Genomic DNA, 23551 nt, shown 5'->3' with positions numbered 1-23551 from the left:
CCCTCAGTGTGGAGTTGACACATGAAATACGAAAAAATTCTAAATTTGGTTCGCTGGACCCGTCGCCACATCGAGATTGTTTCATTGGTGATCTTGAGCATCGCTGTTGCTTCAGTATGGGCTCTCGCTGAATTGACCGATGAGGTCGTGGAAGGGTCAACCCGCAACCTTGATCGGGATATTCTCTTGCTTCTGCGGACGCCGGGGGATCTGTCCGATCCAATCGGTCCTTGGTGGTTTGAGGAAATGGGCCGCGACATCACTGCCCTTGGGGGCGTTGCAGTTTTGACGCTCACGACACTCATTGTCTCGATCTTCTTTTTACTGCTCCGCCGCTGGACATCAGCGCTCTACATTCTGGTAACCATCGGAAGCGGAATTTTGATCAGCAGTGTTGCAAAAGACTTTTTCGACCGCCCGCGGCCCGACCTCGTGCCGCACGATTCCATAGTCCATACCGCCAGCTTTCCATCAGGTCATTCCATGATGGCGGCGATTGTTTACCTTTCACTGGGAGTTTTGATTGCGCGGGTGCAGCCGCGCTTCTTTCTCAAGCTATATGTTATGATCGTTGCGATCTTACTGACACTGTTTGTGGGGATCAGCAGGATCTACATGGGCGTTCATTGGCCGACAGATGTTGCAGCAGGTTGGCTCGCCGGAGGGGCATGGGCGATGATTTGTCTGATCATGGCCCGCATACTGGCGCGCCGCGGACACATCTAAGCGGAAGCAACCAAAGATGCCGGGTATGATTAACGCGTCCAGGCGCGCGATCTTCTGTTTTTGTGATTGTCCAACGCCCTCCAGCCCAGATATCCCAGAACCGCAATCCCGGCGATCATTGCAAGGTGCCGCGGACGCACGCCCTCGCCTGCCGATGTGCTTTGCCCCGGCAAATAGCGGGGGTCCAGCAGGCGCGTGTCTGCAAGAAAGCTGCCCACCCAACCTTCCTCGTCCGGGTGAATTCTGCGCAAACCGCGTCCTTCTGAAGCATTAACGCTTTCGATTGCGCCAATAAGCGTTTCATGTTCTCGTAAAACCTTATCGAATTCATCGGGCGAGACATCCAGATGTTCCGACAAAAGCCGTGTTCTAAATTCGGTGATCAGCTCTTCCTGCCCTTCGATTGCAACATCACACTCCGTATCAAAACCCATTGAACGGTCATTCAGATTGCTCGATCCAAGGCGGAGGATACGGTCATCGACGATCATGATTTTCGCATGAACATAGATCGGTTCACCCGCACTGTTGACGGGATAGTAAATGCGGAACCTGTCGCCGTGGCCGGCTTCGTTCAGCCGCGCGATCATGCGGCCGCGCAGAACATGCATCGCGTCGTCTTCCAGCTGGGATTCAGCCTCATAGGGGTTGATGACAACCACTTCCGGGCCGTCGCTTTCGTTCAGTCTCTTTTCAAGCGCGGCACAAATTTTCTCAGCGGCAAAATACTGGGATTCAATATAGATCGTTTCCTGCGCCATCTCGATACTTCTCAGATAAAGCGTCTCGATCTCGTTGATCAAAGGCGAGTCGTCATAGGGTGGCTCCGTGCGCGCGATCGCGACTTCGACACCGGTGGCATCGGCATCCAGCATTTCAGGCCACTGCATAATGTCTGAAATATCGGGGCGTTCGAGCTTTTCGCCATTGGCACGACACCACCGCATGCGGGACAAATCGGCCAGTGCAGAGGCCGCCGGTCCGGTCATCGCAGTGGTCGCGTCATGCCACGGTCCAGACATGGTTCCGTCCTTGCGCACCCGTCGTGGATCATCCGGCAAATGTTTAGACGTGTCCCACCGCTCCGCTGTCGCGTCGATCCCGCCACAAAAGGCAAGGCTATCGTCGGCCACAACGATCTTCTGGTGATGGCAGGCCCCGAACGGATGATGCCCATCAAGCGCGAAATGGATACGGTCGCTGCCAAATGTTGCCAGCGCAAGTGAGGGCAGTATCGCGCCCGGTGCGGCCAGAACCGCGCCGTTCCATTTCAACAGATACACATGAAGGTCAGGCGATTGCTCTACCACAGCCTCGATAAAATTACCCAGATGGTTGGGCAACCCGTCAGGAGCGATCCCGTCTTCGTCGCTTTCGCCGGGTAGCATATCCATCTCGAAGTCAAAGTCCCATCCAATCAGCAACAGCTCTTTGCGCGCCGCCTTAAATGTCTTGCGCAAAACGCGAAAATAGTCTGCTGCATCAACGATCAGGGAAAACTTGTCAGCGCGCGCTACCCGCCAGCAGGTTTCATCAGGTTCAAATATCGACCCGTTTCTATCGCTGCTCGAAGTCTCTACCGCGCTGGATGTCATATTGGATCCTTTGGAAGCCAGATGTTTCTCCGTCTATCACTGCTATTGTATGCAACAGCTTTTGTGACCGTGCAACTTATCGACAGACAAACGTTTGCCACCCGGAATTTCCGATGCACAGAGCGCAGTCCGAATAACACAATCGCGCCCTTACAGAGCAAATAGAGAAGGGAGGTTTACCGACTAATCGAACTTGTCACATGCCTGTTCGACGCCCTTTTTTCCGAGGCCGGGGATCAGAAGGGTATATGGAGTTTGGAACGAAACAACCTTTCAGACGTTGCAATTGCATGGATTCGTAAATCGCAACGAGAGGCCGTCACGATAACTGGACAGGCTCAACCAACTAATCGTAAGGAATTTAGAATGGCAAAAACTCGCACAGCACCTTCTCTTGTTTCAGAGGTTGAACTTGATCGGGGAGGTCGCACCGCTTGGGGCGCGATACTCGCCGGAACTGTCGTAGGGCTTGCCATATTTGCGATGCTCACCCTGTTGGGTATGGGGATCGGTTTGACCGCGATCGAGGTCGACGCCGACAACCCTATGGGCGTCGTCCCGACAGCATCGCCAATCTGGATGTTCATCAGCCAGATTGTTGCCCTTGGCGCAGGCGGCTACGTTGCCGGACGCCTCGCAGGGGTCCTGCACAAGGCTGGGTCGGTTTTGCATGGTGCCGCCGTCTGGGGCGTTGCTACCCTTGCCGCGGTCTGGCTAACAGTGAGTGCGGGAGCGGGGCTTTTCAACTTAGCGGGATCCGCCCTTAGCGGTGCCGGAAATGCGATCTCGGCTACGGCGTCCGGCGCCAGTTCGGCTGTTCAGGCGATTATTCCCGATGACGTCAATCTGCCTGACATGGCCGTGAGCCAAGTCGGCATGGAAGATCTTCCCAATCCGGTTGCAACGCGTCTGCGCGAAAACGGTATTACGCCACAGAATTTCCGCGATGAGGCCCAAGAAGCATTCCGCAATGTGATCAGCCGTTCCGAACAGGCGCGTGCGCGCCGCTTGGTGACGGGAACTGCCATGGATATCGCCCAGTCACCAACTGACGCAAAAGCTGAAATTTCCAGCTTGGCCGACACACTGGTAGGCGGCGAAAATGCCGTGCTGAACGAAGAAGACCGCAAAGAAGCCATGCGGGTGATGCAGCGCCGCCTGAACCTCTCGCCTCAGGAAGCAGAAGCGTATGTCGATCAGGTGCAGGCACGTCTGGATGAAATCCGCACCGACGCACAGCAGTCTATCGACGAAGCACAAGCTGCTATCCAAGAGGCGCAGACAGCAGCAGCTGATGCAGCAGATCAGGCAGTTGATGCTGCGGCATCCGCCGCTCTGTGGGCGGCGCTCGCTTCCCTGCTGGGCCTCCTTGCCGCTGCGGGTGGTGCGATCGCTGGCCGTCCCGCTGAGGTAGACTGATCCCTGCGCACCGCGGTCGCCTGTCATCGCTACATTCGTAGCGGGGGCAGGCGGCAAATTCATAAATAAAAGTCTGTGAGCAGCGCGAGCCCATAGCTGGCACGGGTTGTTCATAATTTTCAGCGCAACCCGACCACCGCTCTGCAACAACCGGAAATACTCTGATGTTAATGATGATAATCGTCGTATGCGTCGTATCCGGTGCTTTGCTTTTAGGCGCGGCTTGGGGTCTTTTCTGGTCACTGCCCAAAAAACTGGAAGGGTTCATGATCGCGACAGCGGGTGGTGCGCTAATCGTGTCGGCGATGTCCGAATTGATCGAACCGGCACTTGGAAAAATCTCCTTGATATTCGTTACTCTGTCGGTTGCCTTGGGCGCGATTGTTTTCACCGGCGTTGCAAGTCTGATCAAAAAGAAGTTCGGTAACGACAGCGGTGGCGGTTTGCTGGCATCTGTAACGCTTGACGGTATTCCTGAAAATCTGGCGCTTGGCGTGGCCCTGATCGGCGCTGGACCAATGCAAGTTGCGGCGCTGGCAGGATCAATCTTTCTGTCAAATCTTCCCGAGGCAGCAGGAGGTGCCAAGGAAATGGCGGAAAATCAATCCAGACGCCGTGTTTTTCTGCTATGGGGCGCAACGGCGGCACTTCTATCGGTGGCAGCCATTGCAGGTAACTTGCTTCTGTCAGGTGTCGCAGCGGAGTATCTGGCCGCGATCCGTTGTTTTGCTGCAGGAGCGGTTGTTGCATCTTTGGCAACAGCCGTGTTTCCGAAAGCCTACCGCGAAGACAATGACATCGCAGGCATAGCAACCGCGCTCGGGCTGCTACTTGCGCTGGCACTCGGAGAGTTGGGCGATGGATCTGACAAGCAGGGAAACACCTCGAATGCCGGTTCAGTTGAGGCAACAAGCGATCCTGCCTGAACAGGATTTAGGACTTCAAGGGGGCTATCCAGCGCGAATTTCACGTATCTTCCAGAATGAACAGAACGCCACGAACAAGATCACGGCTGTCCGAACGCCCGCCAAGCGAGCCCGCAAGCACCCCCATCGCCGCAAGGAAGAGGCTGAGCTTGAGGTGGTCGAGCGCGGTTGTGGCTTCTCCGGCACCGGGCCAGCTTTCCATCAACTGCTGAGGAAATACGGTCAGGATGGCAAGATACATGATGCCGCCGAAGAATGTGAACATGACCATCAGGGTCAACAAAAGCGACAAAAAGGTAGCAGCGATCGTTATGACGCTGGATTCCGTGATCCGTCTGTCGCGGCTGAGCAATGTGTCAAAGGCAAAGGCACGATAAAGAACGAATACTGCCACTGCCAGACTAACGACCGAGAAAAATGCGATCTGGGGAACCGTTACGGCATGGGCAACGTCCCATGTTTCCGCGCTGAAAAGTAGCACGATTATGACGGATAAAGCTGCTGCCAGCATAGTTGGCATTCGCGTGAGCAACCGAAACGGATTGGCACGCACGACGGCGCGCGCAATGGCACCGGCGTTTCTGAAAAGGGTTTGAAATATAAATTCCAATTTGCCGTCACGCGTTGATCGTTCGTTGGCTTCGAGCGGCAGCATGCGGAACATTCGCTCTTGTTGTGCAGCGGTCATTTGCCCCATTTGATCAAGATCCTCGACTCCTTCGAGCGGATACATGGCATTCGCGGGATCGCATTCATGCTTGAGCGAGACAAGATGACCGAAGCTGTGCAACAACAGGCCTGCCAGACGCCGCGCGGATTTTTCCCGATCCGGCTGATCGCCCCAAAAACCGGGGTCAAGACGGCGCGTGGAAATGATTGCGATATTGGTTAGCGGACTTGGCAGGGCCAGCGTGTAGGCAAGCGATGAGGAAGACAGGTCAACCTCGGTCACGATCAGCAGAAACGGGAGATCGCGTTCGAGTTTCTCGGCAAGACCGATCTCCAGAAAGTCGAGCGGTGCATAGTTCCCGGCGCCCGGGGTCAGATGTGGACCCGCAAAGGCCAATGATCTGGTGCTTAAGCGTGAATCGTGCCTCAAGGCGGCTTCCAGTATGACAACCGCCCGAGCGACCACATCGTTGAACTGCTCCGAATTACGGCCCTCAACTTCCATCTTCATCACACCGACAACGAAAGGGGCTAAATGTTCTGATTGCAGCGATGCAATTTTATTTTCGGTCATTATCCTTGCCCCGTGCCAGTCGTCTTATTGAAAATGCTTCATCTATCCCATGACATAGACTCGGCAAAACCTGTCTACATATACCCTGCTTCTGTCAGGTTTGACAAAAGACCGGTAAAGCCGGAATATTTTCATATAGTCGCAATTTTTTCGCTGGTGCTCAAAGTTGATAGATGAGGCTACTCGTGAGACTTCCCACTGTTTATTATAGCTTTTCTATGGGCGCTTCGTAGAGTGTCTTTTCATTGTGGACGCCGTGAAGCCGGTGGAGGTTGTCGAAGCGCTCCCATTCTTCCAGCTTGGCTCCGAGATCGACATCGTCTTTGTAGCTGAGCACTGGCAGATTTCTTGGTCATCCGACCTGCGAGATCGTTCGACCTTCTTGCTGTTCAACCCGGGCGTGCCGCTTTTTAGTTAAGCGTGGGGTTGCCAAGGTCCTCGACGTGCCAATGGCTCTTAGCTTGGAACCCGTTGCTCTTGTTAATGGGGATTTCCCGCGTGCGAAACGGGAACTTTTCAATAATGTGATTTGCAAAATCTATGGCGTTGGCTTGGGGCTTTCTCTCATAAACCTTTAACGCTCGTAACGCTCGCACACGGGTCGCTCCTTCAACAGCCGTATGTTGAAATCGACATATATCTCTCCCTTTTGGTCTTTAAAATAAGTAACTTAACATACATTCGGATGTGATGCCCGGCAACCTGCTTTGGATACTCTTGGTGTGAACTTTACGCACGCGGGTACCGCGAGGGAAGCGTTTCATTTCATGGTGCTGCAAAGCTTCGTGAGACCTGCGAGTCGGACATCTTGATGTCGTGATAACGCGGCAATTTCCAAACGATCCGAATTGCACCGAGGTGCTATTTGCGACGAAGGCAAAGATCCCCTCCCTCGAGCTTGGGCGGCGTTCTGTTGGCACTCCATTTGAGGATGGGCGGCACGTAGAACAGACCAGCCTTTCAGCCCTTTCCGCGCTCGCTGTAGGCTTTGCGCCGGCGGTGAAAATGGCGCGACCGATCCTAAAATAGCGGCATGAAGTAGCGGCATGCCTTAGCGAAACATTCGATCTCATCGGCGTGGTGCAACATCCGAAGTTCGCGTTTGTCTTTGATTATCTCCTCCTTCCCAGACATGGGAGATAAACGGAAATATCTCGAGAGTAATGGCCGATCTACAGTTTGGTAGTGCTTAATTGATAGTGCTTAAGTAGGTTCGCTTTCGGGCACCTCAATTGGATTTGGGTTATGTGTCATAATCAATCGTCCAATCGGGACCGCTCTGTTGGGTTTGGTCCACCCGCCGGAGCATCACCCAGTGTCTTTTCGGGCCGATGAAGATCGTCTTTCGGTTTCTTCGGTGGTGTCTTTTGACTGTCACTTTTATCGTTTTCCGGCTTTCCCATTTTCTTCTCCAATAAATGAATGAGGGGCCGGCAACTGCCGACCCCTACTTGTCATATTCAATCGTTCATCTTGTCTTTGACATCACCGACACTCTTTTGCACTTTACCCTCAGCCTGATCGGCCTGGCCTTCATGCTTCATCTCGTCGTTATCAATCGCGTCACCGGTTTCTTCTTTAATCTTGCCGCCGATGTCTTTCGCTTTACCTTTTACTTGATCTTCATTAGGCATCGTCATCTCCATATTTATATCTTGTCTGATAGAACAACGTGTAACGTGACAGTTAGTTCCTTCTACAGCCGGAACGCCCCGCGATCCTTGTTGAAACCATACATTGTAAACCAGCAGATAAGCTGCAAGAGCGAGTTGACGCGAGCCCGTCATAGGACGGTGAGACCATGCTCAACTCCGAGGACACATGTTCGACCCCTTCAAACGCACACGCCGCAAGGCGGCCAAAAGGCTACAACGCACGGCCGTTTCTGCGATCAATGACGCTTGGGGTTCAGCGCTCGCGCCTGCCAAACCCGCCAAGCGGAAGGCTGCCAAAAAAGCCGGGACATCTGCCAGTTCGCGAAAAACTGTGCGCAAATCCAAAGATGCAAAGCCCGCAGCCAAATCAAAGCCGCTGACAACATCGCGATTAGAGATAACCGTTCCGCGCGGTGCCACATTTACCGACGGCACTTATAACAGCGCTGAAGGCGCGCGCTCTTATAAGATTTATATTCCGGTCATCGCTCGTAAGGCGGAAAAACCGGTGCCGCTCATCGTAATGCTTCACGGATGCGGACAAACGCCTGACGACTTTGCACGCGGCACCGGCATGAATGCACTGGCCGAGGAATTTGGGTTTCTGGTGCTTTACCCGGCTCAATCACGCCACGCACATCTCAACCGATGCTGGAATTGGTTCAAACGAGAAGATCAGGCCCGCGCGCTTGGCGAACCCGCTATAATCGCTGGCCTGACGCGTCAGGTTATTGCCACGCAAAACATTGATCCGGCAAAAATCTATGTGGCCGGGCTGTCAGCCGGCGCATCGGCGGCAATGATTGTCGCAACGGCCTATCCAGATATCTTTGCGGCCGTCGGTGTCCATTCCGGTTTGCCGGCCGGTGCCGCACATGATGCCGGATCTGCCAGTCGGGCCATGCAAATTGGGAACCCGGGCAATCGTCATGAAGCGCCCGTGCCGACAATCATTTTTCATGGCGATGCGGACAAGGTGGTCAACCCGCGCAACAGCCGGTTTATCACCATTCGCGCATTAGAACCCTTCAGTGGTTTGACAACGACCGAACGCAAAGGCCGTATCGCAGATGGGCGCGAATTCACACGCCTGCTGCACCGCGTCGGAAAAGGACGTCCCTATGTCGAACAATGGATCGTTCACGGAACCGGCCACGCTTGGTCGGGCGGGCATCCCACCGGAAGCTATACTGACCCGGCGGGGCCGGATGCTTCACACGAAATGGTCCGTTTCTTTTTGAAGCACAGGACGACCAAAAAGAAACGGGCGCAGTTTGGCTCCTGAATATTCGCTGGATGTGGATCGTGATATCCGTGGCGGATGACTTTCACATTTGGTTGGCCCATTACGATGAGTTATCGGGTATGGATTGAATCCAGACCGCCGGTATTTGATAACTTCCTTGTCAGAGACAAGCATTTCACAGCCCAAAGGGACATCACCTCAACATGATCAAATTCGGATCTACATTTCGATTACAGTCTGGTGGCTTTGTGCATAAAAATGTTCTGAAAAATGTCGCGTGCGCCCTGCTTTTGTTAGCGGCATTGGCCGGCGCGTATCCATCAAGCGCACGCGCTCAGGAAACATCATTTGAAATATCATCGCTGAATTCAGGGCTGCCGCCAGTCCCTGACCGGATTGACCGGCGGACACCCCGTTCAGCAATGGCAAGTTTTCTGCAAGCCGCAATTGACGATGATTGGAAAGCGGCTGCGCATTTGCTTGACCTGAACGAACTGCCCGCCGAGCGGCAGGCGGCGGAAGGGCCCGTGTTGGCGCGCCAGCTTCACGGTGTGATCGACCGCAAGGCGGTTCTGGATTGGTCGTTGCTGATTGATCGGCCGGATGCGCTTCAGACCGAGGGCGGTGACAACAAAGCTCAGGCCGGTGAGCCGCGCCGCTCGCTTTTACTGCGGGATTTGCCGCTTGATGTCATTCCCGCAGAAATCCGGCTTAATCGCGTTCTGCCAGAGGGGGCAGAGCAAGCTGTCTGGGTCTTTACGCGCCAGACGGTGCGCAACATTCCCGCCCTGCATCTGCACTATGGCCCCTCCAGTCTTGAGCAGTCACTGCCGGCCATTCTTCGCAACAAGACAATTGGTGGATTGATGTGGTGGGAGTTGATTGGCTTGCCATTGCTGGTGCTGGCCGCAATCGCACTTGGCTGGGTCGTTCACCGAATTCTTCAGGTTTTCTGGCGGCGCGCGAATACGAGAGTCACAACCGGACTGTTGCGCGCGTCGTCTATACCGATTATCATTGTCAGCGTTACCAGTCTTGTGTGGTGGGTCACGGGGAGCATCTTTGTTTTTTCAGGCCGGATCGACATCTTTCTGGCTCCGCTGATTGCCACCGGATTTGTCACCGCACTGCTGCTTTTTATCGTAAACAGCGTTGAGGTTCTGTTGGATGAACTGATCGCACCTGGCGACGATGTGGACCTGACGCTTGCTAAACAAGCCGATGCACGCGTGCTGGCGACAAGGTTGAATGCGGCAAAGCGCGTGCTGGTTGTTATCGTCTTTTTGATCGGCGCAGGTGTGGTCCTGTCATCGGCCAATCTTGCAAGCAACCTTGGCCTGTCCCTTCTTGCCTCAGCGGGTGCGCTGACGATTGTTCTGGGCTTTGCCGCGCGCAACGTGCTGGGCAGCATCATGGCATCGCTACAGATTGCCTTGAACCAATCCGCACGCGTGGGAGATCGCGTTCTTTACAAAGATGAGCTTTGCCACGTTGAACGCATCAATATGACCTTCGTGCAACTGCGCAACTGGGACAGCACACGGTTAATTGTGCCCGTCGAGGAGTTCGTATCCGAGACGTTCTCGAACTGGACGCTGCAAGATCCGGCCATGCTGCGCATTATCAAGCTAAAACTTGATCCAAGAGCTGACGTGAGCGCGCTGCGTGATGCATTCAATGATGTTCTGCAAAAAGTGTCGGACAGCGATACAGGGCGAAATCTTGATGATCTTTCGGGATCAAGCGTGAATGTCGCGGATCAGGATGCATTTGGTATCGAGGTCTGGTTCAGTATTCCGTGCAAGGACCCAAACACTTCCTGGGAAGTCGCTTGCGATGTGCGTGAACGGCTTGTTGCGAAGGCAGCGCAGATTGAGGAAGAAAGCGGGAGACACGTGTTTCCCGAGAGCATAACCGCAGCCGCCATGACTTGAGACACGCCGTCCAGAGAGTTGATGCGCACGGAACTAATCCAGCAACCATGAGTTGACCCAACGTGAAGTTGTCGCTTGAAAGTCGTGTGACGCGCCCAAGAGCATATGTTTTGCAACTCGATCTTTCTTCAATGGGGGCATTCGAAAGAAGTGTCTTAGGGAATATATGCTTGATTTTGAACCGAACGCGCTGTCAGAACGGCTGGCTGGATACGGTCCTATCTCGGAATTTGAAACAGACTTCCTGTTGTCTGTTCAGGCCGATAAAGTTTCAAAACAGAAAGGTGATTGCCTAATCAGGTTGGGAAAAGTTTCGGCACAAGTGATGGTTTTGCAATCCGGTTGGGCGGTTATGAAATCCAAGAGCAAGGAGAAAGGGAATCAGATTCTTCACATTTATTTGCCCGGTGATATCATAGGCTTATCGGAGATCGGATCAATCTATGCGACCCATGAGATTGTCATGCAAACTGATGGAACTGTGAGTCAGACTTCACGCAATGATTTTTATCAAGGCTTGACCCTCCACCCGCATCTCTCGGCGCTGTTGCTGGCTATTGGCAGCCTCGATCTGGCGGCTCTCCGCTACCACAACGCATGTATGAGTTCGATGGACGGAGGCCAAAACCTTAAATTTTTTCTGTTACAACTGCGATCGAGGCTGCATGTCACGAATATCGGACGAGGCGACAGATTTCAGGTTCCGTTCAGTCAAGTCGAGATCGGACAAGCGATCGGGATGACGTCGATCTATGTCAATAAGTTGTTGCGCGCGTTCAAGGACGCTGGTGAATTAGAAATCCAGAGGCCTTATTTCCGGTTGCTCGAGCGTAATAAATGGGAAGCAGAAACCGAGTTCCAGGACGCGTTTGTCAATCTCGATACTTCATGGTTTCCAGAGGCTGACCAATGCGAGGGGCAGGCCCAAGGCAAGGCAAGTGTTTCACGCGCTCAGCGTTACAAGCGTCAAACAGCGACTTTCCACTAACGGATACCCAAACCACTTGGTGCATCGCCGGACTGTCTGTTGTTGACAGGCCCGAGCTAAAAGGCCGGTTTCCTGTCTTGGTTTAGGAAAAAAAAGAAGAACGGTCGGCTTGAAGCTGTTAGGGGAGAACGGTCGGCTTGAAGCTGTTAGGGATGGTGACGCGTGCTGCATGCGGGCGGTTTAAAACGCCCTTTGTCGCTGCTGGGATCATTGCGGTTTCGAAATACCAAACCAAGGAAAGGGCGATGACATGCGGTTTTCTTCTGCCTCTATCGATTCACATTTACTGACGTCGTGCGGGATCATTGCGATTTTGGGTGCCATAGCGATGGTCCTCGGAAATGTGGTCGGTAGCATTGTTGTACCGGACCACGATTGGATTGCGGATACTGTCAGCGATCTTGCAGCTGGCAAATACGAAATCATTCAGGATGTTGCGTTGTATGGATATGCGGCGACCTTGATTGCCTGTGCCATCGGCGCGTCACATCTTCATATGGATGGAACGCGGTGGAACTTGGGTATCGGCTCTCTGGCTTTACTTGCGATGTGTGTTGTCATCATCGGCGCGCGTAACGAATACGGCGATCAGGATAACGAAGGCATCGTGATACATATTTATGTCGTTTATGTGCTTGGATTGTTGTTTGCCCTACTTTTTCTTCTGATGGCGCGTGGAATGGCCCGCGCAGCTCGTCGCTATGCTGTGATCAGCTATTGCTGTGCGGCTTTATGGATCATCGCAGCGCCGATTTTCTTTGTCATGCCGACGGGATACGATGGCGCCTTTGAGCGGGGTTTGGGGATAATCACGATTATTTGGGTCACTGCATTTGCATGGCTGTTGATAGCTGTGGCGCAGGATCGTCTCACCGTTAACTCTTACTCTGAAGGATAAATCATGTTTTTCGATCACACGCTGATAGATGCCGTTGCAAAAGGGGCATTGCTGAGCGCTTTGGGTCTTTGCTGGATTATTGTGCTTGTTCGCTTTCTCGGCCTGCGATCATTTTCAAAAATGACCAACTTCGATTTTGTCATGACGGTTGGCATGGGATCACTGCTCGCCGGTGCATCTCAGTCCTCGGATTGGGCTGGATTGGTGCAGACCATGACTGCAATGGCTGCATTGTTTGCCGTGCAGTTCTGCGTTGCATTTTTACGCCACCGCTCGGAAGCGATTGACAGTGTTTTACAGAACGAACCTGCGCTGTTGATGAAAGATGGTGAGATACTCCACGAAGCCCTGCTGAAAACACGCGTTACAGAAGGCGATCTTTTAGCCAAACTGCGTGAGGCCAATGCGCTTGAGATGTCGTCGATAAGGGCCGTCGTGTTGGAAACCACGGGTGACGTATCTGTCTTGCACGGACCACAGGTAGACGGAATCCTTTTAAAGGGATTGGGCAAATCCCGATAGATGTCGATGTCACCGCTTGAAAAGTCCATCAAACTTGTCAGGGATTAGTGCCTGCGTTCCCCACGCGATATCTTGCGCTGATATGATTTGATCAGCTTCAAAGACCGGCGGCAATGCTGGTTTGGGCGATCACGGATGACGACGGTTGGGCAGCGTCTCTACCGATCTACGTTCGTGTAAACCGATGACCGTTGACTACTTCGCCGGCCCCTTTTCTTGGGGCGGCGGGCCAACGGTCAAGATCAAGGAAAACACTATGAATTCGTTAATGAAAACACTTCTCGGCTCTGTTGCGTTGGGCGCGATAGTTGCGGGTGGCGCAATCGCGCAGACGACGACAGATACCGACCAGACAGCTGTTCCGGTTCAGGGCGGACAGGTCGTCGTTGAACAGGAAGATGCCACTGTAAATGTGACAGTGCCCGACCCTAACGTCGAAGTGACTCAAGGCCAGCCCGTCGTCACAGTGGAACAACCGCAGCCGGAAATCACCGTTGTCGTGCCAGAACCAACGGTGCGCGTGCGTCAACAGGCGCCGATCATCACAGTCGAGCAAGCCCAGCCGCAAATTACTGTGGTCATCCCGGAACCTGTTGTCACGGTCATGGTGCCGAAGCCTGAAATAGACGTCGAAACAGGCGAGCCGATTATCGACCTGGATCAACCGGAGCCGGTTGTGCGTTTTATCCGGCCCGAACCGCGGATCACGATTCAGGAAGCGCAGCCGCGTGTTGAATTTGATCAAGGTGAAGCTGAGGTGAGTGTCACCGAAGCTGCGGATGCAGATGTTAATGTTACGCAAGAGGACGCGCAGGTGAACGTGGAACAGGGCGATAATGCCAATGTGTCTGTGACCAGCGAAGAGCCAGAAGTAAACGTCGTTGGTGGCGGCGAAGCAGATGTTGAAATCGAACAGATGCAGGCTCGCGTTGTTATGGAAGATTTCAACGCTGACGAACAAGGTAACATGGCGGACGAGGATCGTGCCCGTTATCAGGAAGCTGTTCGCGTTCTGCCGATCTTTGACCGTAAGGCCGAAGACCTGATCGGTCGCAGCGTCGCAACTGAAACGGGCGAAGATGTCGGCGAAGTCGACTTCATTGGTATGCGCGGTCAAACGCTTGTCGCTATTATCGGCGTTGGCGGGTTCCTGGGTATGGGCGAAAATGAAGTCGCAGTGCCGGTTGAAAAGTTGATCTTGCGTCAAGATGAGTTGATCTTGCCAGAGTTTACCCAATCCCAGCTGGAAAACATGCCGGAATACAACGAAAACGAGGTTCGCGTTCTGGACCCCGGCCTTCGTTTGGCTGAACAGCTCGGCCTCGACTAAATCGAATATAACGCAGCCCTTGTCCCGGCTGCGTTATCAGCGGGCGAACCATCAAGACGGGTTATTCCATGGTCGATGATGCTTCGCCCGTTTTTTGCCTCATTAGAGGTCTTTGAAAGGAAATTGAAATGACTGGAATAGGTTGGATCGGCTCGATCATCCTTGGTGCTCTGGCGGGCTGGATCGCCGAGAAAATAATGAAAACCGATCAGGGTTTACTGATGAATATTATCCTTGGCATCGTCGGTGCGCTGGTGTTGAACTGGCTTCTTGTTGCGATTACCGGATCAACATTAGGCGGTTGGTTTGGTCAGCTCATCGTGGCAGCGGCAGGTGCCTGTTTGTTGATCTTCGTAGCGAGACTTGTTCGACGCTAGATCCAATAATGACCGGCAGGCGAAGATAACACCTTTGTATGCCGCTACTACCCTTTTTCAGTGTCGTTGGCATAATCTTCGCTATCACCAAGAAACCGCGCGAGCGTCAAAAATGTGCCGGTTTCATCGCAGGCGATCTTTATGACTATCAAAATCGGCAGGGCGACGACCATACCCATAATGGACCATATCCAGGCGAAAAATGCGACAGAAAGAAATACGACAGTGGTATTCAATCTCATCCTGCGCGAAATGACGAGCGGCGTGATGAACTGACCTTCGATAGAGGTCAGCACGATGTAAGTCGCAAACACTCCGGCTGCTGCCCATGTGCCGTTCAGGCTTACAAATGCAACAGCTGCCGCGATTACGGCACCCATCAAGCCCCCCAGAAACGGCACAAAGTTCAACCCGAAGGCCATGAAGCCGAAGATCAATGCGCCTGGAATTTGCCATAAATACATCGCGACAGCGACCGCTATGCCCAATCCCGCATTGATAATCGCGATACCGCCAAGATAATATCCAAGGCGTTCCTCAATCGAATGCAATACTTCCACTGCCTGACGTTTGTCGCTGAACGACTTGAGACTTTCCAGCGTTTTTGTGAGGAACATATCGCCAGATGCTACGAGGAAGAAAAGCAGAACCAAGGCAAAACCGACCCGACTTAAAAAGCTCGGCGCCATGCTGAGGACGGTCGCCACGAATCCCGTGTCGGATACGACCTCGACTTCGACGGTGTTAGCCTCCTGATCCGCCATGACCTCTTCGGCTGCCTCTGATGCGTCGTTGAGAGCTTCAAGTGCGCCACCAGTGCCCGCGATCTTTTGTTTGATCTCGTCTACCAGCGAGGGTAAATCCTCGATGAATTGCGCGGCCGGGCTGCTGAGTTGTACAAGCAGGATAAAGATCATCATGGCCATGAACGTTGTGAACAAAGCGGCCGACGCGACCGGTGGAACACCGATCCGTTGCAGCCATCTGCGTGGGCGATTAAGCACAAAATAGCCAAGAAATGCCGTGATGACAGGGATCAGAAAACCGCTTGCAGAGACAAGCGCCTGCAACAGCAACAGACCAAAAATTCCGTATAAGGGGAAATAAAGGTTCCTCCAGTTCAGCGAGGCTTCGGGCCGTTTTGCGGCGGCGCTTTGAGTATCTGTTGGTGTTGCATTATCCGTCATTGTGCGCCCCTTTACCGGTGTCAAAAAAGACCGTCGCTGTTATCGGGAAATGATCAGAGCCGAAATTCTCAAGCCGTGCGAACGAGACGAGCCTGACTTTATCCGTGATGAACAACTGATCAATGGGTAGGCGCATGTAGGAATGATTGGCGTGAAAGCTGGATATCATCCCCCGTCCGACACGCGGTTCTGCGAAGTTGCCATATCGTTTGAAACGTTTTGTGGTCCAAGACCATGCTACATCATTGAAGTCACCCATACAGACGGTTGGTCGGTCAGCGGACGACGTCATCAGGGCCTTGTCTTTAATTTGCTGATCTCTGGCTTTAGTGTCATTTCCGGGCACGGGCGGACGAGGGTGCAGACCTATAAAATTGAAATCTACCCCGCTCTGCGCGCGCAAAACCGCTTTGATTGCTGGTGTGTCGTCCTTGTCGGGCCACTGGAGTTCGATATCTTCAACGTCCAGACGGGTTGCGAATATCAGGCCGTAGTGATCGTTTGTCAGATGTGCCTTTACCTCATCATACCGCGCAAGCACCGGAGCGAGCGCATCGCCCCAGACCTTATCGGTTTCCATCAAAAACAGGATATCAGGGTCTTCACGTCTAATGATTGTGATTAAATCATCGTATCGGTCATTTTCCATCAAAACGTTAACCGCAAGCATCGTCACTGTGTCCGAGGGCGACGGTGGGTCAGACGTATTGACTTCGGTCTTGGCAAACGGCGTATAGGGGAAAATCTGCTTTGCCTGATAAATGAAAGCGACACACAACAGTGCGAGCAAAATCCGTTTGAAGGCAAAATCAACCGGCAACGCCGCCAGAAAAACAATCAAAGCAAAAATCGCGATATGCAGTCTTGGAAAATCCCACATGCGCACCCACCAGCGCGCGCTGTTGGTCAGAGGCAACGCTGTCGTCACGAGAACGATAAGGGCGAGCGCCCAAAAGACTGACGTAAGCATTTCTTAGTCCAATCTTTATTTGCCCGCAGCATCGCCGAGATTGTCGGCTTTCACGGCATCGCGGTGGCCCATGGGCTCATCGTGGCCTTGGGTCGTGTCGGCGCGGGTCTGCGCCTCTAATTCGGCGTTCAGTTCAGCACCCAAAAGTATGATAAACGCAGAAATCCAAAACCACATCAACAGGACAACAACACCGGCAAGCGTGCCGAAGCTTTCATTATAGGAGCCAAAGTTACTCACATAAAACGCAAAGCCTGCCGACGCCCCAATCCACAACAAACATCCGGCAACCGCACCCGGAGAAGCCCATTTCCATTCGGGTTCGTCGCGCGACGGAGCGTAACGGTAAAGCACCGAAAGTCCAAGAATTGTCAGACACAAGAGGCCGATCCACATTGCCACAGTAATCAAAGTCTCAATCATGCCGCCCAGATCAACGAAGGACAGGGCTGCGGGTAGACCGATCATCATAAGCAGCGCCACCAACAGCCCGATCATCAACGCAATCGTCAGGCCGAAAGTAACCAGTTTGAGTTTGATAAATCCCCGCTTTTCTTGTTCATCGTAGGCAACGTTTATGCCCTGCATCAGGCTGGCGACACCTTTGGACGCGGAATAGAGCGCAATGATAATACCCAGTAGAGCGGCCAAACCCAATCCACCCTCGCGTGAGCCGGCTACGGCTGTGGCCTGCTTGGTGATAATGGTGATAACTTCGTCGGGCATGACGCCCGACAATCCGCGCAATTGTTCAACGATGGCGCTCGGCTCCACCAGCAAACCACTGATTGCGATAAGCGCAGTGATGGCTGGAAACAGGGCAAGGAGGCCGTAAAATGCGACACCAGCAGCAATCAAACCGACGCGATCATCTGCAATTTCATCCTTGAGACGAAATGCAATATCCTTCCAGCCAGATGCCGGAATTTCGGTCGGTTTTTCAGCGTCGCGTCCACGTGCCATGAGATACCCCAAATAAAGTCAGTTGCTCGAAGGGGCCGTAATTGCGGCCCCCTCGACCCGGTTCAAGTTTTGGGCTTGCCTAAATCTTTGTCTTTAGCGGTGCTCTCTGCCTTGTCAGCAACCCTTTTGGCGGCAGATTTGGCCTTATCGCCAATGGCATCAACAGCAGACTTGTCGCCGGGCGCACCCGAATCCAGATCCGCTTTTGTTTCGGACGCGATGTCTTTGACCTCGTCCTTCACAGATTTGGCGACCGACAACGCCTTGGTTTTCTCTTCTTCATAGATACGCTCTGCCTGGTCAAACAGATCATCGCTTTGCGCGCCCATCAGGTCGTCTTCGGTTTTGGAGCGCGGCAACGCACCACCAAGCGCTGCTCCCACGGCGAGAGCCAAGGCCCCGATCACCAACGGCTGGCGGTCATAAATATCGGCGGCGGCGTCCGCACCGTCGCTCATGGAGCGGGCTGCCGAGTCGCGCATCTCAATAGCTTTGCGACGGGCTTCAACGACCCGCTGACGACCTTCTTCAGTCAGGGTTTCCGTGCCTTCGGAAATCCGGCTTCCGGCAGCAGCTATGCTACTGCGTGCAGATTGCGCACCGCTCGAAATGGCGGACCCTGTCGAGGATGCGGCGTCAGATATTGCTGATCCGGCACGTGAAGCACTGTCCGAGACTGAAGATGCAGTAGACCCAACGCCTTCCTTTACGGCAGAAGCTGCCTGCGACGCCTTGTCTTTGGCGGTTCCCGTTGCGTGAGCAGCTTTTTCAGTCAATGAAGTATCGTTATCGTCTTCATCGTCACGCGCCCAGGACGGTCCGCGGTTATAGAACGCAGCAGGGCGAGCGGGTGGTGTGTATGGCCGATCCTGAGCCAGACGAGTGCGGCGGAAATCGCGCTCGTATTGGCTATAACCCTGGTCGTCGTCGTAATCACGGGACCGGACCGATGCCGTCTGTTTTTGGCTGTTTCCAAACATCATCCACGCCAAACCGATACCCGTCAACGCAAGTGGGATGGGGTTGGCTTTGACCTGTTCCGAGATTGAGCGCCCCATATCTCCCCCGTGTTCGCGGAACTGGTCGCCGATTTGACGCACCACCGTATCTATCGAAAACTTATCTTGCAAATCTTCGAGGTTGGATGTCAGGTCCGAACGCTGTGCTTCGATTTCACGTTCGATTTCTTTCGGGCTACGTGTATCATTTGTCATCGTAAGCTTCCTTTACGGCTGCGGCATCGCGCTGAACGTTCTTAACCGTCCGCGTCGGTGCAAGGCTTGAAAGTTTCAGGTCATTGATGCCTTTGTTGATCAATAGATAGGCGAGCAGTCCCAGCAAAGCGCCAACGATCAGCGCTGACCAGCCTGCGTCGATCCCGGCTTCGGTGAGGGCCGCGACAAGGGCTGCAGCAAGCACATTCAATGCAACAAGTGCGATGATTGCAGCACCCGCGATCAGACCGACAGCAACACCAGCCTTGTTGATGTTTTCACTGACCTCGGCTCGAGCCAGATCAACCTCATTACGGACCATTCCGCTAACGTTTTGCAAAGCGTCTTGAAGCAAGCCGCCAGCGCTCTTGTTTGTGTTATGATCGCTCATGAAAAGTCACTCCGGTATGTGGTTGGTGTTGTGTGTGTCACATCGTTTGACGTATCACCTGACGCTTTCGCGAAGCGTGTCGCTGCAAAACCGATCAACGCAGCACCCCCCAAGAAAACCATCGGGTTCTTACGTGCGAACGCACTGACGTCTTGCACCATCGTGCTTAGGTCTTTTTCGCGCATTGCATCAGACGCGTCTGCCAGTCCTTCGGCAATTTGACCGAATGTCCGTTCCTGTGGCGACCCACTGCGCATTTCTTCGGCTGCGGTGCGTAGGGCAGAGGCCACGCCAGACACCTCATCCGCGACGGATGACTTGGCGGCGTCCGCCTGTTGCGCCGCAGCCGAAGTCGCGTCTTGCGCCAGCTTGCCAGCCGCCGCCTTACCTTGCTCTGCTAAATTCGATGCGCTTTCTTCGACTTGTGATTTGGTTGAAGAGGTTTGGCCAGCATTTTTGTTATTATCGGTTGTCATGTTATCACTCCCTTTAAGGTTCAAAATACGAAGCCGATAATCGCCAAGACGACGACAATAAGGCCAATGAGATAGAAAACGTTGTGCATAAGTGATGTCTCCCTTCGGTGTCGCAGCGGGGTTGCTGCTTTCTAAAGATAACTTATACGTGATCGCTTTGGTTCCGTGGGCCGCAGACGCTAAACTGGTTTAGCAAAAACCCTGAAACCAGCGATGCTTGTCAGATGCTCCCTGTCGTGTTGGTCTATATGCGATAGCGTGGCGGGAGATATTGAAAGGACTCGCGATGCGTATCGACACATTGGAAGACCTCTACATCGAGCAACTCAAAGACCTTTATAGCGCAAATACACAGGCACTTGATGTCACCAAAGCGCTGGGACAAGTGGCCCGAAACCGAAGACTTGTTCATGCGTTGCGCGCAGGAGTTGGCAATATAAGTGAGGGGATTGCTACCTTGGAAAATATCGCGGTCGGCCATGAGGAAGAGATCATGGGAACACATTGCGAAGGTATGGAGGGACTTGTGAAGGACGCTCGTGCTCAAGCGTTGGAAGAGTTCATCGGGGAAGAAACGACTAAAGATGCGATGATCATCATTCAATATCAGCGTTTGGCGCATTACGCTATCGCCGGATATGCCTCTCTCGTTGCCTTTGCCGACCACCTAGAGCTGGATCAGGATTTGATGGCGCTAAAAATCTGTCTTGCCGCATCCCATGATGATGATCACACGATGATGCGGCTTGCCACGGATAATATCAACGAACAAGCGCGCCATTAATGGGGCAGGGGTGATTACGACGTCGCGTTTGCAGTATCGTCCTTCGCCGCCGGAAACCATGACGTGTCCATGTCATGAAACGCGTTTACAAACTCGCAGTCCTTTTCCCACTCATCGCGTTTCAGCAAACGAACATAGGGCCGTTCGACTTCGATAGCTCCCTCCTCAACAAATTTTCGTAGCAACTTGTTCACATAGATCGATGTCAAACCGACGGCCTGACCGATCTCGACCTGACTGAAAGGAACACGAAACCGGTTCCCGAGACCGACGTTTGCAACTTCCAGTCTTGATCTAAGCTGAAGGAGCCAGAACTTGAGCTTGTTTGCCGCATCCATAGAGGCGAGGCTGCTGGCGTGATGGCGCAAGGCAATTTGGTCAAGGCTGCCCAAAGCTGCCAGCAATGCCCCAAGTCTGGGATAGTCCGAAAACAACGGTGCCAGACCGCTGCGGGGGAATGGACAAATCTTGCCATCTGTTTGCATAACGATACGATGATTGGCGTGGGTTGATCCGATCTCTGCCAGCCCCATGACCTCTCCGGGCAAATAGACCCGCAAGATTTGACTGCGGCCATCTGAACTGTCGGCTTTGACGACCGCCCACCCCGACTTCAGCACAATGACGCCCTCGGTCGTATCGCCTACGGCAAGGACGGGACGCCCTTTACGGCAATCATTCTCGTCTGCCTCCATAAGGGCAATAAACGCGCATTCAGCTTCCGTCAGAGTGACGAAGCGCGATAGCCTGCTGACAAGGCAGCTTTTATAATTATCATTCATTCATATTCTTAACATGGATTAAGTCAGGGTATTGTTATTATATTGCCTAACTACCCGACTTCGTGTTTTCAGCGTAGACCTACCTGAAAGAAAGTAAAAGCATGGATATCATCCGCATCATCTTATCGGTCATTATTCCACCACTGGGCGTATTTTTTAAGGTCGGCATCGGAAAGCACTTTTGGCTGAATATCTTACTGACGATCCTTGGCTACATTCCGGGGCTGGTGCATGCAATCTATATCGTTGCGCGCGACTAATCGCGCATGTCAGCCACGGAGATTGAAAAACTTGACCGGCTTTCAACCTTGCTGGACAGTCGATACCGAATACCGGGAACGCCCATCCGGTTTGGATGGGATTCAGTGGTGGGCATCATTCCGGGTGTGGGCGATCTGGCGAGTCTGGGGCCATCGGCATATCTGATCTATCGCGCCCAAAGGCTTGGTGCGAGAAAGCGCACGCTCGGCCGGATGGTTGCCAACACCGGTTTTGACTTTTTCATAGGAGCGGTGCCGCTTATCGGGGATATCTTCGATCTGGTATTTAAGGCAAATAATCGGAACTTTGCGTTGCTTCGGGCAGAATTGGAACGACGAAGCGATTAGCGAGTGCCATGACTGCTGTTGTTGCCATGCTTTTTTTACGATTAATCAGACGAAGGGCTTTTGTTGAGAGAGGCGGTCGCATCGAGGTTTCGATAACCTGAGGATATCGTCAGTAGATCCCAATGCACATGCCATCGGGGACCGGAACGATATCCGACGGCATGAGCAAGAGCATTTGACGCGGGGCAGAGATCAGGCCACGTCTTTCACCTCTGTCGACGACGGCAAATACTCGACAACAGGTCGCCCCGCGCCTTTGGCATAATCCGAGGCTAACCGCTGCCAGTCGATCATGGCCGCAGCAGACCAATCCGGCACCGTCTCTTGAATTTCGCCTGGCAAGGTCGGCCCATTATCGGCATAGTTTACAGTCCTCTGTCCTTCCTCAAATCCATGAAGCGATTGATCCCAGCGTTCCCCTTTGATCGTAAGGCCAAGCGTTCGCCGATTGGGATCGTATTCAGCCGTAAACAACGTGCCGAAGCCGTGAGAATAGCGGTCTTGTATCAACGGCGCACGGAGGAACGCCTTGTTCAGCTCAGCCGGTGTTGCACGTAGACCATCAAGATATTCAAGTCGCTCGAAACTGCGTGTAAACGAAGGCCGCTCAGCGGGCTTCGGGCCACTTTGATGGTTGGTGGCAATAGCATTGGGCATAATTTTGACCCCACCGCCGGGAGACAACTCTAAGCTGGCCGTCCGCCCTGATGCATCGGCAAGCACCAGATTATATGCCATGTGCGACGGCACACGCCCAAACGCCGCAATTGCTTGTGCCACGGTATCGCAAGTCTCCAGCACATATCGCAGGATCGTCGTGATCCCGAACCCCTCAGCGGTCTCCGAGCGGCCCCCGTAAGCGAGTGCGACGCTGAGCCCCGCATCGTTGATACCATCGGACAACCCCCAAAGAAATTCGACCATGCCCATGACAGGGCGGCCGGTCCACGAACTATGGAGCAACAACCCTTCATTCAGTTCCGGTGACAGGTCGTAATTACGCACAAGGCGCACCTCGTCCTTGTCGGCGACAGCGGCAAGCGAGCAACCTCCAAGATAACACGGCGGGCACCACGTCGACAAAAATCGCGCAGCGCGGTCTGAACCGCCTGAAATCAATACCAGTCTGTCATAGAGGGATACCAGTTCGGGCATATACCGCTTTAACGCGTCCCGGCATTGCACCGTGGTTGGCCCTTTGTCACCGCCATTTGCGATAAACCAAGCCTCGTAAGCGGGCCAGGAACGGTTCCAGCGTCCCTTCCATTTCGGGCCTGGCTTTGCTTCTTTCACTGCGTCGAATGTCATGGGTGTCAT

Annotated in this window: 24 protein-coding genes and 1 pseudogene; 13 read left to right on the top strand and 12 right to left on the bottom strand. The window is 53.4% G+C overall.

Features of this window, described 5'->3' with window-relative positions; translation table 11 throughout:
- Positions 1 to 21: 21 nt before the first annotated feature.
- The gene (locus OS189_RS15385; protein ID WP_267168222.1) at positions 22 to 726 is read left to right on the top strand and encodes a phosphatase PAP2 family protein; all 705 of its coding nucleotides are present in this window, start codon (positions 22 to 24) and stop codon (positions 724 to 726) included.
- A gap of 29 nt (positions 727 to 755) precedes the next feature.
- On the opposite strand, the gene OS189_RS15380 is transcribed toward OS189_RS15385, so the two are convergent.
- Positions 756 to 2321, bottom strand: a complete 1566-nt coding sequence (locus OS189_RS15380) for a phospholipase D-like domain-containing protein (protein ID WP_267168221.1) — start codon at positions 2319 to 2321, stop codon at positions 756 to 758.
- A 366-nt stretch (positions 2322 to 2687) separates the two neighbouring features.
- Between OS189_RS15380 and OS189_RS15375 the strand changes: the two genes are divergently transcribed.
- The gene (locus OS189_RS15375; RefSeq protein WP_267168220.1) at positions 2688 to 3740 is read left to right on the top strand and encodes a hypothetical protein; all 1053 of its coding nucleotides are present in this window, start codon (positions 2688 to 2690) and stop codon (positions 3738 to 3740) included.
- Positions 3741 to 3913: 173 nt separating this feature from the next.
- Positions 3914 to 4666 carry a ZIP family metal transporter gene (locus OS189_RS15370; protein WP_267168219.1) on the top strand — a complete coding sequence of 251 codons (753 nt, stop codon included), beginning with the start codon at positions 3914 to 3916 and terminating at the stop codon, positions 4664 to 4666.
- A 40-nt stretch (positions 4667 to 4706) separates the two neighbouring features.
- Here the strand turns inward: OS189_RS15370 and OS189_RS15365 are convergent, their stop codons facing one another.
- From OS189_RS15365 to OS189_RS15355, 3 genes and pseudogenes are all read right to left on the bottom strand, one after another.
- On the bottom strand, positions 4707 to 5909 hold the full coding sequence (locus tag OS189_RS15365; protein WP_267168218.1) for a zinc metalloprotease: 1203 nt from the start codon (positions 5907 to 5909) through the stop codon (positions 4707 to 4709).
- A 205-nt stretch (positions 5910 to 6114) separates the two neighbouring features.
- Positions 6115 to 6952: pseudogene (locus tag OS189_RS15360) on the bottom strand (transposase family protein); the annotation flags it as partial.
- Positions 6953 to 7369: 417 nt separating this feature from the next.
- Positions 7370 to 7543, bottom strand: a complete 174-nt coding sequence (locus tag OS189_RS15355) for a CsbD family protein (RefSeq protein ID WP_267168217.1) — start codon at positions 7541 to 7543, stop codon at positions 7370 to 7372.
- Between the two features lie 187 nt (positions 7544 to 7730).
- On the opposite strand from OS189_RS15355, the gene OS189_RS15350 reads away from it, so the two are divergent.
- From OS189_RS15350 to OS189_RS15320, 7 genes are all read left to right on the top strand, one after another.
- Positions 7731 to 8849, top strand: coding sequence for an extracellular catalytic domain type 1 short-chain-length polyhydroxyalkanoate depolymerase (locus tag OS189_RS15350; RefSeq protein WP_267168216.1), 1119 nt, complete (start codon positions 7731 to 7733; stop codon positions 8847 to 8849).
- Between the two features lie 383 nt (positions 8850 to 9232).
- On the top strand, positions 9233 to 10744 hold the full coding sequence (locus OS189_RS15345; protein WP_267168215.1) for a mechanosensitive ion channel family protein: 1512 nt from the start codon (positions 9233 to 9235) through the stop codon (positions 10742 to 10744).
- Between the two features lie 166 nt (positions 10745 to 10910).
- On the top strand, positions 10911 to 11732 hold the full coding sequence (locus OS189_RS15340; protein WP_267168214.1) for a Crp/Fnr family transcriptional regulator: 822 nt from the start codon (positions 10911 to 10913) through the stop codon (positions 11730 to 11732).
- A gap of 250 nt (positions 11733 to 11982) precedes the next feature.
- Positions 11983 to 12630, top strand: coding sequence for a DUF998 domain-containing protein (locus OS189_RS15335; protein ID WP_267168213.1), 648 nt, complete (start codon positions 11983 to 11985; stop codon positions 12628 to 12630).
- Positions 12631 to 12633: 3 nt separating this feature from the next.
- Positions 12634 to 13152, top strand: coding sequence for a DUF421 domain-containing protein (locus tag OS189_RS15330; protein ID WP_267168212.1), 519 nt, complete (start codon positions 12634 to 12636; stop codon positions 13150 to 13152).
- Between the two features lie 256 nt (positions 13153 to 13408).
- Complete coding sequence (locus OS189_RS15325) at positions 13409 to 14482, top strand: PRC-barrel domain-containing protein (protein ID WP_267168211.1); 1074 nt, start codon at positions 13409 to 13411, stop codon at positions 14480 to 14482.
- 128 nt (positions 14483 to 14610) lie between these two features.
- Positions 14611 to 14859: a GlsB/YeaQ/YmgE family stress response membrane protein gene (locus OS189_RS15320; protein ID WP_267168210.1), complete on the top strand. Its 249-nt coding sequence runs from the start codon at positions 14611 to 14613 to the stop codon at positions 14857 to 14859.
- A 47-nt stretch (positions 14860 to 14906) separates the two neighbouring features.
- On the opposite strand, the gene OS189_RS15315 is transcribed toward OS189_RS15320, so the two are convergent.
- The 6 genes from OS189_RS15315 to OS189_RS15290 form a co-directional block, all read right to left on the bottom strand.
- Entirely contained in the window at positions 14907 to 16046 is a 1140-nt protein-coding gene (locus OS189_RS15315; protein ID WP_267168209.1) for an AI-2E family transporter, read from the bottom strand.
- Positions 16036 to 17016: an endonuclease/exonuclease/phosphatase family protein gene (locus OS189_RS15310; RefSeq protein ID WP_267168208.1), complete on the bottom strand. Its 981-nt coding sequence runs from the start codon at positions 17014 to 17016 to the stop codon at positions 16036 to 16038. Before OS189_RS15310 ends, OS189_RS15315 begins: the two co-directional genes overlap by 11 nt.
- 15 nt (positions 17017 to 17031) lie before the next feature.
- A complete protein-coding gene (locus tag OS189_RS15305; RefSeq protein WP_267168207.1) occupies positions 17032 to 17979 on the bottom strand; it encodes a YihY/virulence factor BrkB family protein in 948 nt (315 codons plus the stop codon).
- 62 nt (positions 17980 to 18041) lie between these two features.
- The gene (locus OS189_RS15300) at positions 18042 to 19193 is read right to left on the bottom strand and encodes a DUF3618 domain-containing protein (RefSeq protein WP_267168206.1); all 1152 of its coding nucleotides are present in this window, start codon (positions 19191 to 19193) and stop codon (positions 18042 to 18044) included.
- The gene (locus OS189_RS15295) at positions 19183 to 19584 is read right to left on the bottom strand and encodes a phage holin family protein (RefSeq protein ID WP_267168205.1); all 402 of its coding nucleotides are present in this window, start codon (positions 19582 to 19584) and stop codon (positions 19183 to 19185) included. The genes OS189_RS15300 and OS189_RS15295 overlap by 11 nt, the downstream gene beginning before the upstream one ends.
- On the bottom strand, positions 19581 to 20060 hold the full coding sequence (locus OS189_RS15290; RefSeq protein ID WP_267168204.1) for a hypothetical protein: 480 nt from the start codon (positions 20058 to 20060) through the stop codon (positions 19581 to 19583). Before OS189_RS15290 ends, OS189_RS15295 begins: the two co-directional genes overlap by 4 nt.
- 286 nt (positions 20061 to 20346) lie before the next feature.
- Between OS189_RS15290 and OS189_RS15285 the strand changes: the two genes are divergently transcribed.
- Complete coding sequence (locus tag OS189_RS15285) at positions 20347 to 20844, top strand: DUF892 family protein (protein ID WP_267168203.1); 498 nt, start codon at positions 20347 to 20349, stop codon at positions 20842 to 20844.
- A gap of 14 nt (positions 20845 to 20858) precedes the next feature.
- Here the strand turns inward: OS189_RS15285 and OS189_RS15280 are convergent, their stop codons facing one another.
- Complete coding sequence (locus OS189_RS15280) at positions 20859 to 21626, bottom strand: Crp/Fnr family transcriptional regulator (protein WP_267168202.1); 768 nt, start codon at positions 21624 to 21626, stop codon at positions 20859 to 20861.
- Positions 21627 to 21727: 101 nt separating this feature from the next.
- On the opposite strand from OS189_RS15280, the gene OS189_RS15275 reads away from it, so the two are divergent.
- A complete protein-coding gene (locus OS189_RS15275; RefSeq protein WP_267168201.1) occupies positions 21728 to 21886 on the top strand; it encodes a YqaE/Pmp3 family membrane protein in 159 nt (52 codons plus the stop codon).
- A gap of 6 nt (positions 21887 to 21892) precedes the next feature.
- Positions 21893 to 22234 (top strand): DUF4112 domain-containing protein, encoded by a 342-nt coding sequence (locus OS189_RS15270; RefSeq protein WP_267168200.1) that lies wholly within the window; start codon positions 21893 to 21895, stop codon positions 22232 to 22234.
- A gap of 192 nt (positions 22235 to 22426) precedes the next feature.
- On the opposite strand, the gene OS189_RS15265 is transcribed toward OS189_RS15270, so the two are convergent.
- Positions 22427 to 23542, bottom strand: coding sequence for a C45 family autoproteolytic acyltransferase/hydrolase (locus OS189_RS15265; protein ID WP_267168199.1), 1116 nt, complete (start codon positions 23540 to 23542; stop codon positions 22427 to 22429).
- Between the last annotated feature and the right edge of the window lie 9 nt (positions 23543 to 23551).

This window comes from Sulfitobacter sp. F26169L (assembly GCF_026410285.1).
Classification (GTDB): Bacteria; Pseudomonadota; Alphaproteobacteria; order Rhodobacterales; family Rhodobacteraceae; genus Sulfitobacter.
The sequence above is the reverse complement of the archived record's forward strand: the minus strand, read 5'-3'. Positions and strand labels throughout refer to the sequence as shown.